Origin of the sequence: Micromonospora sp. NPDC049903 (assembly GCF_044460945.1) — a bacterium.
Classification (GTDB): domain Bacteria; phylum Actinomycetota; class Actinomycetes; order Mycobacteriales; family Micromonosporaceae; genus Micromonospora.
The window spans coordinates 378,563-393,491 of record NZ_JBITKL010000002.1 but is presented as its reverse complement, the minus strand read 5'-3'; the positions used below and the strand labels follow the sequence as shown (position 1 = coordinate 393,491).

The following is a 14,929-nucleotide window of genomic DNA, read 5'->3' as shown; positions in this document are numbered from 1 at the left end:
GGCAGAGGTCAGGCGCGGGTGGGGCGCAGCGCGTACCAGGCGGCACCGAGGGCGAGTACCCCGAGGCCGGCGAGCACGCTGGTCAGAGGCAGGTTGACCACGAGCAGGACGCAGCCGACCAGCCCCGCCACCGCGAGTGCCCGCACCGGCAGCCTCCGCGCTGGGTCCCGTCCGAGGGTCAGCGCCGCCGCGTTGGTGATCGCGTAATAGACCAGCACGGTGACGCTGGAGAAGCCGATCGCGGCCCGGACGTCGCCGAGCGCCACCACCAGGATCACCACGGCGGCGACGGCCAGTTCGGCGCGGTGCGGCACCCGGTGTACGGGGTGCACGGCCGCCAGTGCTGCGGGCAGGTCGCGGCGGCGGGCCATCGCCAGCGTGGTGCGGCCCACCCCGGCCAGCAGCGACAGCAGCACCCCGGTCACCGCGACGGTCGCCCCGGCGCGGACCACCCACGCCAGGCCGGGCAGCCCGGCGGCGCTCACCACGTCGGCCAGCGGCGCGGTCGATCCGGCGAGCCGGTCCGGCCCGAGCACCCCGAGCGCGATCACGGCCAGCACCAGATAGATCACCAGCACCAGGCCGAGCGCCAGCGGCACCGCCCGAGGGATGGTCCGCTCCGGCTCGCGCACCTCCTCACCGAGGGTGGCGATCCGGGCGTACCCGGCGAAGGCGAAGAAGAGCAGCCCGGCGGCGGTGAGCACGCCCCGCGCGGAGCCGCCGGGCTGGTCGATCCGGTCGACCTGGACGCCGGTCGCGCCGGCCACCGCGACCAGGGCCAGCACCGCCAGCACGACCAGCACCAGGACCCGGGTGGCGGTGGCGGTCTTGGTGACCCCGCGCAGGTTCACGCCGGTCACCGCGACGACGGCGGCGACGGCCACGAGCCGGGCCTGCCCGGGCCAGAGGTACGCGCCGACGGTCAGTGCCATCGCCGCGCAACTGGCCGTCTTGCCGACCACGAATCCCCAGCCGGCGACGAATCCGGCGAACGGACCGAGTCGTTCCCGGCCGTAGACGTAGGTGCCGCCGGACTCCGGGTAGCGGGCCGCCAGCCGGGCCGAGCTGGTCGCGTTGCAGAACGCCACCGCACCGGCCAGCGCCAGCGCGACCAGCAGCCCGATGCCGCCGGCTGCCGCAGCGGCCGGTGCGAAGACCACGAAGACGCCCGCGCCGAGCATCGACCCCAGACCGATGACGACCGCGTCCGGTACGCCCAACCGCCGTGCCAACCGTTCCACGGCGGCAGCCTAGGGGCGTTCGGTGAACGGCGCGCTCCAATCGCGTAGCCGACCGGGGAGCGGCAGCCCGTCCCAGGGCACCCGGTGCAGCAGCCGGTCCAGCAACAGGCCCAGCAGCAGTGCGGCCAGCCCGTCGGTGAGCCAGTGGAAGTTCAGATACGTGGTGGTGACCAGCAGGATCGCCGGGGGCGCGTACCGGACCAGCCGGTAGAGCCCGGTCGGGAGCCGGCCGGCGGTCAGCGAGAGCAGCAGCACGGCGATCACGCCGTACCAGACGATCGCGTTGGCGACGTGGCCCGACGGGTACGACATCGAGTAGGCGTCTGCCGGCAGATCGTGGAAGATCTGCACCGCCTCCTCCGGTGCCAGGAACGGCTCCTTGACCGAGGCGGTCGGTGCGGCCCGGTCGGTCCAGAGCTTGAGCGGGCCGATCGTCAGCATGGTGATCACGAAGGCGGCCCCCACCAGCAGGAACGGCCGGATCGTGCGGCGCCGCCAGGCCACCGCCACCGCCAGTCCGCCGGAGAGCGGCAGCAACAGCCCGCCGCCCTGACCGAGCAGGTTGAACGCCCGGGCGATCCAGTACAACGGGGTCGGTGCGTGGGCGAAGGCCCACTCGCTCACCACGAGGTCGAGACCGTAGTACCGGCCGGTGGCGAGCACTGCGGTCAGCGCCGCGAACCCGGCGATCAGCAGGGCGTCGCACCACCAGCCGGCCGGGCGTACCGGCGCCGGGCGCAGCCTCCGGGATGTCGTTTCCCGCACCCCGCCACGCTACCGGCCCGCCCGGACGGACGGACCGCGCCTCCGCCTCGGCACTGTGGGGCCGACCACGCGGGGAAGCGTTCCGGGCGGCGAGCCGTCAGACTTGACGCCGTGCGGATCACTTCGGCCCTCGTAGACCCGGCGTTGCTCGACCTGCCCTGGTCGACACCGCTGGAGGAGTGGCCGGCCGAACACCTGGTCGCGCTGCCGCAGGGCATCTCCCGGCACGTGGTGCGCTTCGTACGCCTCGGCGGCTTCGTCTACGCGGTCAAGGAGACCGGCGAGCGGGTGGCCGAGCGGGAGTACGACCTGCTGCGCGCGCTGGAACGGATCGACTTCCCGTCGGTGGAGGCGGTGGCGATCGTCGCCGACCGGCAGTCCGACGCCGGTGAGCCACTCGACCCGGTGCTGATCACCCGGCACCTCCAGTTCTCCCTGCCGTACCGGGCGTTGTTCTCGCACACGCTGCGGCCGGAGACGATGGGCCGCCTGCTGGACGCGCTCGCCGCGCTGCTGGTCCGGATGCACCTGACCGGCTTTTTCTGGGGCGACTGCTCGCTGTCGAACACACTGTTCCGGCGGGACGCGGGCGCGTTCGCCGCGTACCTGGTCGACGCCGAGACCGGGGCGCTGCGCAGCGCGCTCTCCAACGGTCAGCGTGGTGAGGACCTGGAGATCGCCCGGGTCAACATCTTCGGCGAGGCGCTCGACCTCGCCGCCGCCGGCCTGCTGCACGACTCGATCGACCCGGAGGTGGTCTGCGAGGAGGTCGTGCAGCGGTACGAGCGGCTCTGGCACGAGATCACCTACGAGCAGCAGGTGGAGCGGGACGCCCGACACGACGTCGAGGGTCGGATCCGGCGACTCAACGAACTGGGCTTCGACGTGGCCGAGGTGGCCATGTCGACGATCGACAACGGGCGGTACCTGATCCGGCCGAAGGTGGTCGACGCCGGCTACCACCACCGGCGACTGCTCCGGCTGACCGGCCTGGACGCCGAGGAGAACCAGGCCCGCAGGCTGCTGAACGACCTCGACGCGTACCGGGCGGAGAGCGACCTGATCGACGAGCAGCAGGCCGCGCACCGCTGGTTGACCGAGGTGTTCGAGCCGGTGGTCCGCGCGGTGCCCGCGCACCTGCGGCGCAAGTTGGAGCCGCAGGAGCTGTTCGCGCAGATCATCGAGCACAAGTGGCTGCTCTCCGAGGAGGCCGGCCGGGACGTCGGCATGCGGCACGCGGTGCACTCGTTCCTCGGCGACGTGCTGGTGCACCGCCCCGACGAGCAGGCGGTGCTCGGCGTGGAGATTCCGGCGCCCCGCTGACCTGACCGGGTTACTCGACCCAGTCGCCGCCGCGCATCACCCGGACGACCTGAAGGTCGTCGTCGAGCACCACCAGATCGGCGCGCAGGCCGGGCTGGAGGGCGCCGACCTGGTCAGCGAGGCCGATCGCGAGCGCCGGCGTGGTGGACACCATGCGGACCGCGTCGGGCACCGGGACCCCGGCGGCCACCGCGTTGCGCAGCGCCGCGTCCATGGTCAGGGTGCTGCCGGCGATGGCGCCGTCGCGGGCCAGTCGGGCCTCACCGCCGGTCACGGTCACCGCCTGCCCGCCCAACTCGTACTCGCCGTCGGGCATCCCGGCGGCGGCCATCGCGTCGGTGATCAGCGCACAGCGCTCCGGACCGGCGGTGCCGGTGGCGAAGGTCAACGTGCCCTGGTGCAGGTGCACCCCGTCGGCGACCAACTCGCACACCACGTTGGGCGCGGTCAGCAACGCCACCACCGGCCCCGGCTCGCGGTGGTGCACCGGACGCATGCCGTTGAACAGGTGGGTGCCGACGTTCGCCCCGGCCGCCACCGCGGCCACGGTCTGCTCGTACGTCGCGTCGGTGTGTCCGACCGCGGCGACCACGCCGTGCCGGGTGAGCAGCTCGATGGCCTCCAGCGCGCCGGGGCGCTCCGGGGCGAGGGTGACCATCCGGACCGCTCCGTCACCGAGCTTGATCAACTCGTCCAGCTCGTCGGTGGACGGGTCGCGGAGGAACTCCGGGTTCTGCGCGCCGCACCGGGCGGCGGACAGGTACGGCCCCTCGAAGTGGATACCGGCCAGCACACCGTCGCCCACCAGCGGCGCGAACGCGGTGGTGGCCGAGCGCATCAGGTCGAACGGCGCGCTGACCAGGCTGGCGAGCAGACTGGTGGTGCCGTGCCGCAGGTGGAACGCGGCGGCGGCGCGGGCCTGGTCGGCGTCACCGGTGGTGAAGGTGTGCCCACCGCCGCCGTGGGTGTGCATGTCGACGAAACCGGGCACCACCCAGTGGCCGTCCCGGACCGACGGGTACTCGGCGACAGCGCTGATCCGGTCACCCCTGACCTCGACGCAACCCTGCCGGACCACCCCGCTCGGGGTGACCACCTTGCCGTTAACCCGTTCGGTCATCACGTCTCCAACTGGTCGAGGGCGAGCAGGGCGGCACCGAGGCAGCCCGCCTCGTCGCCGAGGGCGGCCGGGACCAGTCGCGGCTCCCGGTGGAACGTCAGCCGGTCCCGCAGCGCCGTACGCAGCGGGTCGAACAGCCCGGCACCGGCCTGGGCGAGCCCACCGCCCAGGACGATCGTCTCCACGTCGAAGAGGGCCTGGCCGGTGGCCAACCCGTCGGCCAGCGCCGCGACCGCCTCCCGCCAGACCCGACTGGCGATCTCCTCACCGGCCGCCGCACGGGCGGCCACCTCGGCGGCGCTCACCATCGTCGGCCGCGTACCCGAGCCGGTGGCGGACCCGCCGTCCGACCCGGCGCGGTCGGTGGCGGCGCTCGACCCGGCGTGTTCGGCGTCGGACCCGTCGATGGCCGGCGTGGTGGCGGCGGCGGTGGTGAGTGCGGCGTAGCGGCGGGCGACGGCGGAGGCGGAGGCGATCGACTCCAGGCAGCCGGCCCGGCCGCAGCCGCAGGGCGGGCCGTCCGGGCGGACCAGGATGTGGCCGAGTTCGCCGGCCGCGCCGTGCGCGCCGGTGGCGGCCGATCCGGCGACCACATGTGCGGCGGCGATGCCGGTGCCGATGGCCACGAACAGCACGTGCCCGGCGTCGCGACCGGCCCCGAGGCGCGCCTCGGCGAGTCCGCCGGCCCGCACGTCGTGCCCGAGCGCCGTGGGCAGGCCGAGCCGTGCCGTGGCCAGCGCCCGCAGGGGTACGTCCCGGAAGCCCACGTTCGCCGACCAGACCGCGACGCCGCGTGCCTCGTCGACCACGCCCGGCACCACGATGCCGAGCGCGGCCGGGGCGAGGCCGTCGGCGCGGGCCTTGTCGGCCAGCCCCTCGGCCACGGCGAGGATCGTGTCGACGACCGCCTCGGCTCCCCGGGCTGCCTCGGTGGGGTGTCGTTCGGCGTGCACCACGGCACCGTCGGGTCGGATCAGCGCGCACTTCATCCCGGTGCCGCCGACGTCGAGTGCGACGACGACCCGCTCGTGTGCTGGGGTCACGTGAGTACCACGGACCTGCTCAGGTGCCGGGGTGCGTCGGGGTCGAGCCCGCGACTGGTGGCCAGGGCGACGGCGAAGCGTTGCGCCAGGATCAGGTCGGCCATCGGGTCCACCGGCGTACGACCGGCGGCCCAGCGGCCCAGCACGGTCCGGACACCGTGGGTGCGGCTGTGCGCGAACGCGGCACCGGTGGCGGCGACGTCCTCGGGCAGCCCGTCGGGCAGCTCGCCGAAGGCCCAGACCAGCCGGCCGGGCGCGGCCACCGAGATCGGGCCGTGCCGGTAGTCCATCGCCGGGTACGCCTCGGCCCAGAAGGTGGCCGCCTCGCGGCACTTGAGCGCCGCTTCCTGGGCCAGCCCGATCGTCCAGCCCCGGCCGAGGAAGGTGACCTGCTCGATCAGGGTCGGGTCGATCGGCAGCGGGGCGCGGACCGCGACCTCCGCGTCGGCGACCAGCGCGGCGATGTTGTCGCCCAGGTGGGCGCGGAGCAGCGCCAGCGCGGTGGTGGGGAAGCGGGTCTGGATCACCGAGCGCTCGTCGGCGAAGGGCATGGTGACGGTGGCGTCGGCGATGTCGACCGCCGGTGAGGCGGGGTCGCCCACCAGCACGGTGGTCGGGATCTGCCCGCGTACCGCGGCGAGCAGGTCGAGCACCTCGGTCGTGGTGCCGGAGCGGGTGATCGCCAGCAGCCGGTCGTACCGTCGGCCGGCGGGGAACTCGCTGGCCTGGAAGGCATCGGTCTCGCCGTGCCCGGCGGCCTCCCGGCGGGCCGCGTACGCGGAGGCCATGAACCACGAGGTGCCGCAGCCGACGACGGCGACCCGTTCACCGGTGCGGGGAAGTCGGTCGACCACCGAGGGGGCCAGGTCGGCCGCCCGGCGCCAGCAGTCCGGCTGACTCGTGATCTCTGCGGAAACGTACGCCATGAGAACTCCTCGCTGGCCGGCTCGCTGCGCAGGGCAGCGTGTCGCGTCGTGCAGCTTCCACCGCGGCGGTGCAGCTTGTCGCGCGGTGCAACTCAGGTGCGCAGTGCGGCTAGCTGCGCGATTAAGCTCGTTAACCGCATCTTTCGAGCGCCATTCTGCTCGAAACGCGGTGGTAATGGCAACCGCAGGGGTGAACGCGCAGCCGGAGGTTTTGCCACATCCTAGTTTCGCGCACTACTGTGCACGCAACCAATCACGGATCGTGCAGTGACGGAGGCTCCGGGGTGGACCGCTACGCGAGATGGAACGCCCTGCTCGAAATGCTGACCGACTCCGGCCGGGTCACCGTCGAGGAGGCCGCCGAGCGCCTGGACGTCTCGCAGGCCACCATCCGCCGCGACTTCGACCAGCTCGCCCAGCAGCAGATGATCACGCGTACCCGGGGTGGTGCGGTCGCCAACGGCGTCTCGTACGACCTGCCGCTGCGCTACAAGACCGCCAAGCACTCCGCCGAGAAGCAGCGCATCGGCACCGCCGCCGCGGCGCTGGTGTCGCCGGGCACGGTGGTCGGCCTCAACGGCGGCACCACCAGCACCGAGGTCGCCCGGGCGCTGGCCGTCCGCCCGGATCTCAACACCAACGCCGAGGGCGCGCAGTTGACCGTGGTCACCAACGCCCTGAACATCGCCAACGAGCTGCTGGTCCGGTCCCGGATGAAGGTCGTGGTGGCCGGCGGGGTGGTGCGTCCCAAGTCGTTCGAGCTGGTCGGCCCGCTGGGCGGGGCGCTGCTGCGCGAGGTCACCCTGGACGTGGCGCTGCTCGGCGTGGACGCGATCGATCCGCAGCTCGGTGCCGCCGCCCACCACGAGGGCGAGGCGGCGATGAACAACCTGATGGTGGCCCGGGCCAAGCGGGTGGTGATCATCGCGGACTCGTCCAAGTTGGGCGGTCACGCCTTCGCCCGCATCTGCTCGGTGGACCGGGTCGAGACGCTGGTCACCGACTCGGGTGCGGCGCCCGAGGTGGTCGATGCCTTCCGCGTCGCCGGCGTCCACGTCATCTGCGCCTGACCTGCAAGGAAGGGCCCCTTCCTAACGTCTCCGGTAGAGCAGGGGACCCCTGCTAACACATCTCTCGGCGTGGCGATGCATACCGGGTATTGCCTTCCGCTGCATACCGCGTATGGTGTCGTCGTCGCCCACACACCAACGGGGGAGGTGCAGCTTGCCAGCTGTCCTGGAAATCGAAGGTCTACGAAAGACGTACCGGAGCCGACGACGTGGCACCCGCAACGCCTTGGACGGCTTCGACATGCGCGTCGAGGCGGGGCAGGTGCACGGCTTCCTCGGCCCCAACGGGTCGGGCAAGACCACCACACTGCGTACGCTGCTCGGCCTGATCCGGCCCGACGGCGGCCGAATGGCGATCCTCGGGCACGAGGTGCCCGCAGCGCTGCCGCAGGTCGCCGGTCAGGTCGGCGCGATCGTGGAGAGCCCGCAGTTCTTCCCGCACTTCAGCGCCAAGGACACCCTGTCACTGCTGGCCGGCGCCGGTGACGTGCCCGCGCAGCGGGTCGACGAGGTGCTGGAACTCGTCGGGCTGCGGGACCGGGCCGGCGAGCGGGTCAAGACGTACTCGCTCGGCATGAAGCAACGACTGGCGGTCGCGTCGGCGCTGCTCAAGAACCCACGGCTGCTGATCCTGGATGAGCCGGCCAACGGCCTCGACCCGGGCGGCATCCGGGAGATGCGCACCTTGATGCGCAACCTGGCCGAGTCCGGGATGACGGTGGTGCTGTCCAGCCACATCCTCGGCGAGATCCAGCTCATCTGCGACTCGGTCACCATCATCTCGCTGGGCCGGCGGGTCGCCTTCGGCCCGGTCGACGAGGTGTTGGCGCAGCACTCGTCCGGCGGGGTGCGGGTCCGGCTGGAGGCCGTGACCGACCTGCCGGTCGCCGCCGCCGCGCTGACCCAGGCCGGCGTACGGGTCACCACGAACGAGGATCACCTGATGCTCGCCGGGGTGGACAAGCCGGCCACCGTCACCCGGCTCCTCGCCGAGCAGGGCCTCTACGTCAGCGAACTCGCACCGATCGCGGTGGACCTGGAGAGCGTCTTCCTCGAACTGACCGCCACCGCACCGGTCCCCGGTCAGCACCGGCAGGTCGACCAGTCCGTACGAATGGATGGGGCGGCACCGTCCGCGCCCACCGCAGGAGGTTGGGGCGCGTGAGTCTCTTCCGTACCGAGCTGCGCCGGCTGGCCAAGCGGCGCTTCACCCGCTTCATGACGGCCGGTGGCCTGCTGGTGCTGGCCCTCGTCGTGGTCGGCATGTTCCTCAGCAACCAGAAGATCGACGCGGGCCAGTGGGCCGAGGCCGAGCGCGCCGCCGACCGGCAGCACCAGGAGCAGGTCCGCGGGGCCGAGCAGGAACGCGCCGCCTGCGAGCGGGCGAAGACGGCGGGCGAGGAGTTCTGGACGGACGACTGCGCCGACATCAGCGCGCCGGCGCGTGAGGACATCCAGGCGGAGTGGTTCCTGCCCTCGACGTTCGACTTCCGGGACAGCTTCGGCGACATGCTGATCCCGCTCGCCGCGATCCTGGCCCTGATCGGGTTCGTGGTCGGTGCCTCCTTCGTCGGCGCCGAGTGGAGCACCGGCGGGATGATGAACCTGCTGCTCTGGCGACCGAAACGGCTGACCGTGCTGCTGACCAAGCTGGGCGCGCTGCTCACCGGGCTGCTCGCCCTGGCGCTGCCTGCCACGGTGGCCTGGTTCGGCAGCCTGTGGCTGGTCGCCAACCTGCGCGGCAGCACCGCGGAGATGACCTCCGGCGTCTGGCAGTCGTTCCTGCTCACCGGGCTTCGTGGCATCGTGCTGGCGCTGGTGGCGGCGACGGTGGGCTTCGCCCTGGCGTCGCTGGGTCGGCACACCGCGATGGCGCTCGGCGGGGCGATCGGAGTGCTGGTGGTCGGTCAGGTGGCGATCGCCATGCTGCTGAGCATGATCCAGGTGCGCTACCTCGACGCGTGGCTGCTGCCCACCTACGCGTACGCCTGGATGACCAAGAAGGTCGAGCTCCAGGACTGGCGCTCCTGCAACGACTCGTACACCGGCATGTGTGAACCGGCCACGCTGGACATCACCTGGCAGCACTCGTCGGCGCTGTTCACCGTCGGCATCGTGCTGGTCCTCGGCGGGGCACTCTGGGCGATGCGCCGCCGCGACATCAACTGACCCGACCGACTACGGACACCACCGCCACCACCGACCCCGGGGTCGGTAGTGGCGGTGGTGCGTTCGCGGCACAGTGCGTCGGATGATGCCCCTGGTTAGGCTGGTGGTCCGGTTGGTGCTGCTCGCGCCGGCCGCCCCTCGCAGAGGAGCCCCATGCAGCCCGCCGACGCCGCTGAGACAGCGGAGACAGGTCCGGACGCCGTCACGGTGCCGCCGCCACGGTCCGCCCCCGAGGTGGAGTCGACCCCGGCGCCGCCGGACGTGGATGCCGCTGGCCCGGGTGAACCCGACCCGGACGGCGACGCCGCGCCGGAGGCGGCCGCTCCGCCCCCTGCGGGGCTCAGCGAGCGCGACCGCGAGATCCTCGCCTTCGAACGTCAGTGGTGGCGGCACGCCGGTGCCAAGGAACAGGCCATCCGGGACCGTTTCGGGCTCTCCGCGACCCGCTACTACCAGTTGCTGAACGGATTGCTGGACAATCCGGCCGCGCTGGCCGCCGACCCGGTGCTGGTGGGCCGGCTGGTCCGGTTGCGCGCCTCCCGCGCGCGGAACAGGCGCCGCTGACCGGAAAGAATGTCGGACCGTGCGGCGGGTAGCCGGGGCACGGAGGTGGCGACGATGACCGGAGCCGACCCGGCGCGACCGAGGCGTAGCGCACAGGCGACGTATCCGAGGACGGACGCGGGGCTGCCCGAGGCCGTCTCCGAGGAACGTCGGCGGGGCCTGGCGGTCGGCACCGCGCCGACCATGCGGGTACGCTCCGCGTCCGCTCCGCCACCGGGCCGGACGGTCAACGAGGACCTGGTGTTCCGCTTCGGCCCGTTGGTCGGGGTACTCGACGGGGCGACCGTCCCGGAGGGCTTCGACACCGGCTGCGTCCACGGGCCGCAGTGGTATGTCCGGCACCTGGCCGCCCGGCTGGGGCTGGCCGAGGCGACCCGCCCGGCGGCGACGTTGGTGAGCAACCTGGCGGCGGCGATCCTGGCGGTCCGCGCCGACCACGGCGGGCAGTGTGATCTCGACCACCCCGGGACGCCGTCGAGCACGGTGTGTCTGCTGCGCGACGGTGGTGACCAGGTCGACTACCTGGTGCTCTGCGACAGTCCGCTGGTGCTCGACATCGGCGGACGGGTCGGGGTGGTGACCGACGACCGGCTGGCCACCTCGGTGGCCCGCCTGCGTGCCGTCGCCACCGCGTTGCCCGATTCGGCCGACCGGGCGACCCGCTTCCGGCACGCCGTCACCGCACAGCGCGAGCAGATGAACCGCACGCACGGTTACTGGGTCGCCGCCGCCGACCCGGACGCGGCGTACCAGGCGGTGGTCGGCACCCTGCCGTTGCGGGGCCCGGAGGCGCTGCGGCGCGCGGTGCTGCTCAGCGACGGAGCCTCCGCCGCCGTCGAGGAGTTCGGCCTCTTCGACTGGGCCGGCCTGCTGGACGTGGTGTCCACCGGCGGGCCGGGCGGGCTCGTCGACCTGGTCCGGGCGGCCGAGCGGGACCACCCCGACCGGCTGCGCCGGCACAAACCGGCCGACGACGCGTCCGCTGTCTACTGCGAGTTCACTCGGCCGGACGACAGCGGAGCGTGAGGTAGGACGAAATCCGGTCCGACCGGTCGAACCCGTCCGCCGGAGGGGTCGGTCGGCGCGGACCGGGTGGACTTGCGGCGCCGGGCGCGGGAGACTGCGGCACGTGACGGGTGCGGTCCGGTTGGAGCCGGTAGACGAGAAGAACCTCGAACCGTTGCTCTCCGTAGCGGCGGCCGAGGCGGAACCGGCCGAGGTGATGCCGCCGGTGGAGGCACCGGCCGGTTGGTCGCACGCGCGGCGGGAGGCGTTCCGGGACTACCACCGGGCCAGCTTCGGCGGGCTCGACGGCCCGACCCGCACCGCCATGTACGCCATCCTGGCCGGCGGTGAGGTGGTCGGCATGATCCGGATGACCCGGCGCGACACGCCGGACACCGTCGAGGTGGGCATGTGGCTGGGCCAGTCCGCCCGAGGTCAGGGCATCGGGCGGGCGGCGCTGTGCGAACTGCTCAACCTCGCGCCGGACGCCGGGGTGCGGACCGTGGTCGCGGACACCACGGCGGACAACCACGGCGCCCTGTACGTGCTGGAGAGGTGCGGCGCCAAACTGCGCGAGGACGGCGACCGGGTGTCCGCCGAGATCTCCCTCGACCCCACCCGCTGACCCCGACCCCTCCCCGCCGCCCACCCGTCCCCGCCGCTTCGTCGCCCCATCCCCGCCGCCTCGCCGATCATGGAGTTGTGGTCGACGGCTCGCACCGATGCGCGGCTTTTGTCACCGCCGCGACTCCATGATCGTCGGGGCGGTCGGGGCGGTCGGGGCGGTCGGGGCGGTCGGGGCGACGAGGGGGCGCGGGGTGGGTCAGCTGCGCTTGTCGGCGTAGGCGGCCAGCCAGGCGACCTGGGCGGGGTCCAGGGACGGGCGTACCCGGGAACGGGCGGTGGCGACATGGTCGGCGGTGACCGTGGCGGCGGTCAGCGACTCGCGCATCGCGGCCAGCGCCGCCTCCCGGACCAGCGCCGCGCAGTCGGCGGCGGAGAAGCCGTCCAGCTCCGCGCCGAGCGCGGGAAGGTCGACGTCCTCGGCGAGCGGCACGTTGCGGGCGGCGGCCCGCAGGATCTCCGCCCGCGCCTCGGCGTCCGGCGGCGGTACGTACACCAGCCGTTCCAGCCGTCCGGGACGCAGCAGCGCCGGGTCGACCAGGTCCGGCCGGTTCGTCGCGCCGATCACCACCACGTTGCGCAGCGACTCGACGCCGTCCATCTCGGTGAGCAGCGCGGCCACCACCCGGTCGGTGGTGCCGCCGTCGCTGGCCTGGCCGCGTACCGGCGCCAGGGCGTCCACCTCGTCCAGGAACACCAGCGTCGGCGCGGCCTCCCGGGCCCGCCGGAACAGTTCACGGACCGCACGTTCGCTCTCGCCGACCCACTTGGACAGCAGCTCGGCGCCCTTGACCGAGAGCACGTTCGCCCGACCGGACCCGGCCAGCGCGGTCACCAGGAACGTCTTGCCGCAGCCGGGCGGACCGTAGAGCAGCACGCCACGCGGTGGCTGCACGCCGAGGCGGGCGAACGTGTCCGGGTAGGTCAGCGGCCACAGCACCGACTCGGTCAACGTCTGCTTGACCTCGACCAGGTCACCGACGTCGTCGAGGGTCACCCGGGCCAGTTCGAGCGTGGAGGCGGCCATGGTGGTCGGCCGGACCACCTCCAACGCGGCGGTGAAGTCGGCCATCGCGACGGTCGGGTTCTCCACCGACTTCTGCCGCAGGGCCGCGCGCACGCCGGCCTCCCGCACCAGCGCGGCCAGGTCGGCGGCGACGAACCCGGGGGTACGCCCGGCGACCTCGTCGAGCCGTACGTCCTCGGCGAGCGGCACCGGGCGGGTCAGCACGGTGAGCTGTTCCCGACGCAGGGCGGCGTCGGGCAGCGGGACGTCGATCCGCAGCGAGAGCAGGTCCGGGGCGCGCAGCGCCGGGTCGACGGCCTCGGAACGACCGGTGGTGCAGACCACCGCCGATCCGGCCCGGACGATCTCGGCCAGGCACTGCCGGAACACGGTCGCGACCGGGCCGGGACTGTCCGCCGGGGCCAGCGCCTCCACGTCCGAGACCAGCAGCACGGCCGGGCCACCGGCGACCACCTCGGCGGTCACCGACCGGAGCCGGGCCGCGGCCGAGGAGTTGGTCAGCGCCGCGACCTCGGGCGCCCAGAGCTGGTGCACCCGGGCACCGACCTGCGCGGCCACCGCCCGGACCAGCGCCGACTTCCCCGAACCGGCCGGGCCGGCGACGAGTACGCCGAGCGCGACGGTGGTGCCCAGCCGGCCGAGCACCTCGCCGTGGTGGAAGCCCAGGTCCAGCAGTTCGGTCAGCTCCTCGGCCTGCGACCGCAGGCCGGGCAGTTCGTCCACCGAGGGGACGTGCTCCTGGTGCACCTCGCTGTCGGCCCAGACCTCGGCACCGGTCTCCGCGTCGGCGTCGGTGCGACGGTCACCGCCCACCGTCGTACGCCCACCGGCCGGTCGCCCCAGCCCGGCGGCGACGGCGGTCGCCGACCGGCGGACGTCGGTCTCGCCCCGGGTCTCCGGGCCGTGCTCCCACCCGACCAGGGTGTCCATGGTGACCAGGGCCCCCGGGGCGGGGTCGGCGTCGACGACGCGGAGCAGTGTGCTGGTCCAGGCGTAGCCGACCCGGGTGGAGAGGCTGCGTCGGGCGGCCTCCACCAGCGTGCGCGTCGAGGCGTCCGGCAGGACGTCCTGGGGCAGCAGGGAGACGTCGTCCCCGGCGGTGACCACCTTGCCGAGCAGCGCCAGTCGCAGCATCTCCGGGGAGACCACCGCGACGATCTGGGCCGGGCCGGAGAGCAGCACCCGACGGGCGGCGGTGACCGGGGCCGCGCTGACCGTGACCTCCCCGCCGTCGCGGACACCGAGGTTGCCCAGCGTCAGGTCGTCGGCGTGCAGCAGGCCGGCACCGGTTTCCGGCTCGGCCTCGGCGGCGATGCCGGCGGTCACCCGCCGACCGGTCAACCGGACCGGATCACCGGCCCGTAACCCGAGGGCGGTGAGCGCCTCGGGGTGCAGCCGGACGATGCCACGCCGGGCGTCCAGCGCGGCCGGACGCAGACTCGCGATCAGGGTCAACTCGGGTTCGCCCACCCGAGCGACCCTAACCGGCCCGGTCACCCCATGTGCGATCAGCCCGGCGGATGCTCGCCGGTGAGCAGGGACGGGTCACGACGGATCAGCTCGGCCAGCCGGGCCGCCGGGTCCGGCTCCGGCGCGTCCGGAGTGTCGGACCAACCGGGCGCGGTGCCGGTCGCCAACGGCCAGGCCGGCGGTGGCGTGGCGCGCTGACCGCTGACCGCGACCTCCTGGCCGACCCAGGCCACCCGCAGGTCGTACGCGGTGCCGTCGTGATCGACCCGGACGGTGACGCTGGTGCCCGGATGCGCCGCGACCACGGCGCGCAACGCCTCGGCGACCTCCTCCACGACGTGCCGCGGGGGCGTTCCGGGTACGCGCTCCGACGCCCCGGCCCAGCCGGGACCCGCGTTACGGCTGTCCGTCCGGCTCACCGCCGCGCCGGACGGCACGTCCGGTTCCGGATCGGGCTGGTCGTCGGCCGACGGATCCGTGGACCGGCGGCGCAGCGCCTCCTCGCGCCGACGCATCCGGGCCAGTGTCTCGTCCAGTCCGCCCCTCATCCGCCTCACCCCTTCCCACGAGCGGCCGTGAGCC

General features: G+C 73.5%; 13 protein-coding genes and 2 pseudogenes. 7 read left to right on the top strand and 8 right to left on the bottom strand.

Features of this window, described 5'->3' with window-relative positions; translation table 11 throughout:
• Positions 1 to 8 precede the first annotated feature (8 nt).
• Both ACIBO1_RS06620 and ACIBO1_RS06615 read right to left on the bottom strand, forming a co-directional pair.
• Positions 9 to 1,241 (bottom strand): APC family permease, encoded by a 1,233-nt coding sequence (locus tag ACIBO1_RS06620; RefSeq protein ID WP_396742039.1) that lies wholly within the window; start codon positions 1,239 to 1,241, stop codon positions 9 to 11.
• 9 nt (positions 1,242 to 1,250) lie between these two features.
• Positions 1,251 to 1,982, bottom strand: a complete 732-nt coding sequence (locus ACIBO1_RS06615; protein ID WP_396742459.1) for a phosphatase PAP2 family protein — start codon at positions 1,980 to 1,982, stop codon at positions 1,251 to 1,253.
• Between the two features lie 135 nt (positions 1,983 to 2,117).
• Between ACIBO1_RS06615 and ACIBO1_RS06610 the strand changes: the two genes are divergently transcribed.
• Positions 2,118 to 3,329, top strand: a complete 1,212-nt coding sequence (locus ACIBO1_RS06610) for a DUF4032 domain-containing protein (protein WP_350699248.1) — start codon at positions 2,118 to 2,120, stop codon at positions 3,327 to 3,329.
• A gap of 10 nt (positions 3,330 to 3,339) precedes the next feature.
• Here the strand turns inward: ACIBO1_RS06610 and nagA are convergent, their stop codons facing one another.
• From nagA to ACIBO1_RS06595, 3 genes are read right to left on the bottom strand one after another with little or no spacing between them, the layout of a single operon-like run.
• Positions 3,340 to 4,449: an N-acetylglucosamine-6-phosphate deacetylase gene (nagA, locus tag ACIBO1_RS06605; protein ID WP_396742036.1), complete on the bottom strand. Its 1,110-nt coding sequence runs from the start codon at positions 4,447 to 4,449 to the stop codon at positions 3,340 to 3,342.
• Complete coding sequence (locus tag ACIBO1_RS06600; protein WP_396742034.1) at positions 4,449 to 5,492, bottom strand: ROK family protein; 1,044 nt, start codon at positions 5,490 to 5,492, stop codon at positions 4,449 to 4,451. Before ACIBO1_RS06600 ends, nagA begins: the two co-directional genes overlap by 1 nt.
• On the bottom strand, positions 5,489 to 6,418 hold the full coding sequence (locus ACIBO1_RS06595) for an SIS domain-containing protein (protein ID WP_396742032.1): 930 nt from the start codon (positions 6,416 to 6,418) through the stop codon (positions 5,489 to 5,491). Before ACIBO1_RS06595 ends, ACIBO1_RS06600 begins: the two co-directional genes overlap by 4 nt.
• Before the next feature lie 284 nt (positions 6,419 to 6,702).
• Here ACIBO1_RS06595 and ACIBO1_RS06590 point away from each other — a divergent pair, with 284 nt between their 5' ends.
• The 6 genes from ACIBO1_RS06590 to ACIBO1_RS06565 all read left to right on the top strand — a co-directional run bounded on the left by ACIBO1_RS06590 (position 6,703) and on the right by ACIBO1_RS06565 (position 11,851).
• Positions 6,703 to 7,488, top strand: coding sequence for a DeoR/GlpR family DNA-binding transcription regulator (locus tag ACIBO1_RS06590; RefSeq protein ID WP_350699255.1), 786 nt, complete (start codon positions 6,703 to 6,705; stop codon positions 7,486 to 7,488).
• A gap of 154 nt (positions 7,489 to 7,642) precedes the next feature.
• A complete protein-coding gene (locus ACIBO1_RS06585) occupies positions 7,643 to 8,653 on the top strand; it encodes an ABC transporter ATP-binding protein (RefSeq protein WP_396742030.1) in 1,011 nt (336 codons plus the stop codon).
• Positions 8,650 to 9,657 (top strand): ABC transporter permease subunit, encoded by a 1,008-nt coding sequence (locus ACIBO1_RS06580; RefSeq protein WP_396742028.1) that lies wholly within the window; start codon positions 8,650 to 8,652, stop codon positions 9,655 to 9,657. Before ACIBO1_RS06585 ends, ACIBO1_RS06580 begins: the two co-directional genes overlap by 4 nt.
• A gap of 153 nt (positions 9,658 to 9,810) precedes the next feature.
• The gene (locus ACIBO1_RS06575) at positions 9,811 to 10,221 is read left to right on the top strand and encodes a DUF3263 domain-containing protein (protein WP_396742026.1); all 411 of its coding nucleotides are present in this window, start codon (positions 9,811 to 9,813) and stop codon (positions 10,219 to 10,221) included.
• 54 nt (positions 10,222 to 10,275) lie between these two features.
• Positions 10,276 to 11,247, top strand: a complete 972-nt coding sequence (locus ACIBO1_RS06570) for a hypothetical protein (protein WP_396742024.1) — start codon at positions 10,276 to 10,278, stop codon at positions 11,245 to 11,247.
• A gap of 103 nt (positions 11,248 to 11,350) precedes the next feature.
• Positions 11,351 to 11,851 carry a GNAT family N-acetyltransferase gene (locus tag ACIBO1_RS06565; RefSeq protein WP_350699264.1) on the top strand — a complete coding sequence of 167 codons (501 nt, stop codon included), beginning with the start codon at positions 11,351 to 11,353 and terminating at the stop codon, positions 11,849 to 11,851.
• A 198-nt stretch (positions 11,852 to 12,049) separates the two neighbouring features.
• Here the strand turns inward: ACIBO1_RS06565 and ACIBO1_RS06560 are convergent.
• From ACIBO1_RS06560 to ACIBO1_RS06550, 3 genes and pseudogenes are all read right to left on the bottom strand, one after another.
• Positions 12,050 to 13,666: pseudogene (locus ACIBO1_RS06560) on the bottom strand (AAA family ATPase); the annotation flags it as partial.
• Positions 13,667 to 13,761: 95 nt separating this feature from the next.
• A pseudogene (locus ACIBO1_RS06555) lies at positions 13,762 to 14,347 on the bottom strand (ATPase); the annotation flags it as partial.
• Positions 14,348 to 14,385: 38 nt separating this feature from the next.
• Positions 14,386 to 14,895, bottom strand: coding sequence for a hypothetical protein (locus tag ACIBO1_RS06550; protein WP_396742021.1), 510 nt, complete (start codon positions 14,893 to 14,895; stop codon positions 14,386 to 14,388).
• Between the last annotated feature and the right edge of the window lie 34 nt (positions 14,896 to 14,929).

What these genes read in the sequence shown, in the direction of transcription:
- nagA (WP_396742036.1), bottom strand. Translation starts at nt 4,449, where the DNA reads ATGACCGAACGGGTTAACGGCAAGGTGGTCACCCCGAGCGGGGTGGTC.
- ACIBO1_RS06595 (WP_396742032.1), bottom strand. Translation starts at nt 6,418, where the DNA reads ATGGCGTACGTTTCCGCAGAGATCACGAGTCAGCCGGACTGCTGGCGC.
- ACIBO1_RS06575 (WP_396742026.1), top strand. Translation starts at nt 9,811, where the DNA reads ATGCAGCCCGCCGACGCCGCTGAGACAGCGGAGACAGGTCCGGACGCC.
- ACIBO1_RS06570 (WP_396742024.1), top strand. Translation starts at nt 10,276, where the DNA reads ATGACCGGAGCCGACCCGGCGCGACCGAGGCGTAGCGCACAGGCGACG.
- ACIBO1_RS06550 (WP_396742021.1), bottom strand. Translation starts at nt 14,895, where the DNA reads ATGAGGGGCGGACTGGACGAGACACTGGCCCGGATGCGTCGGCGCGAG.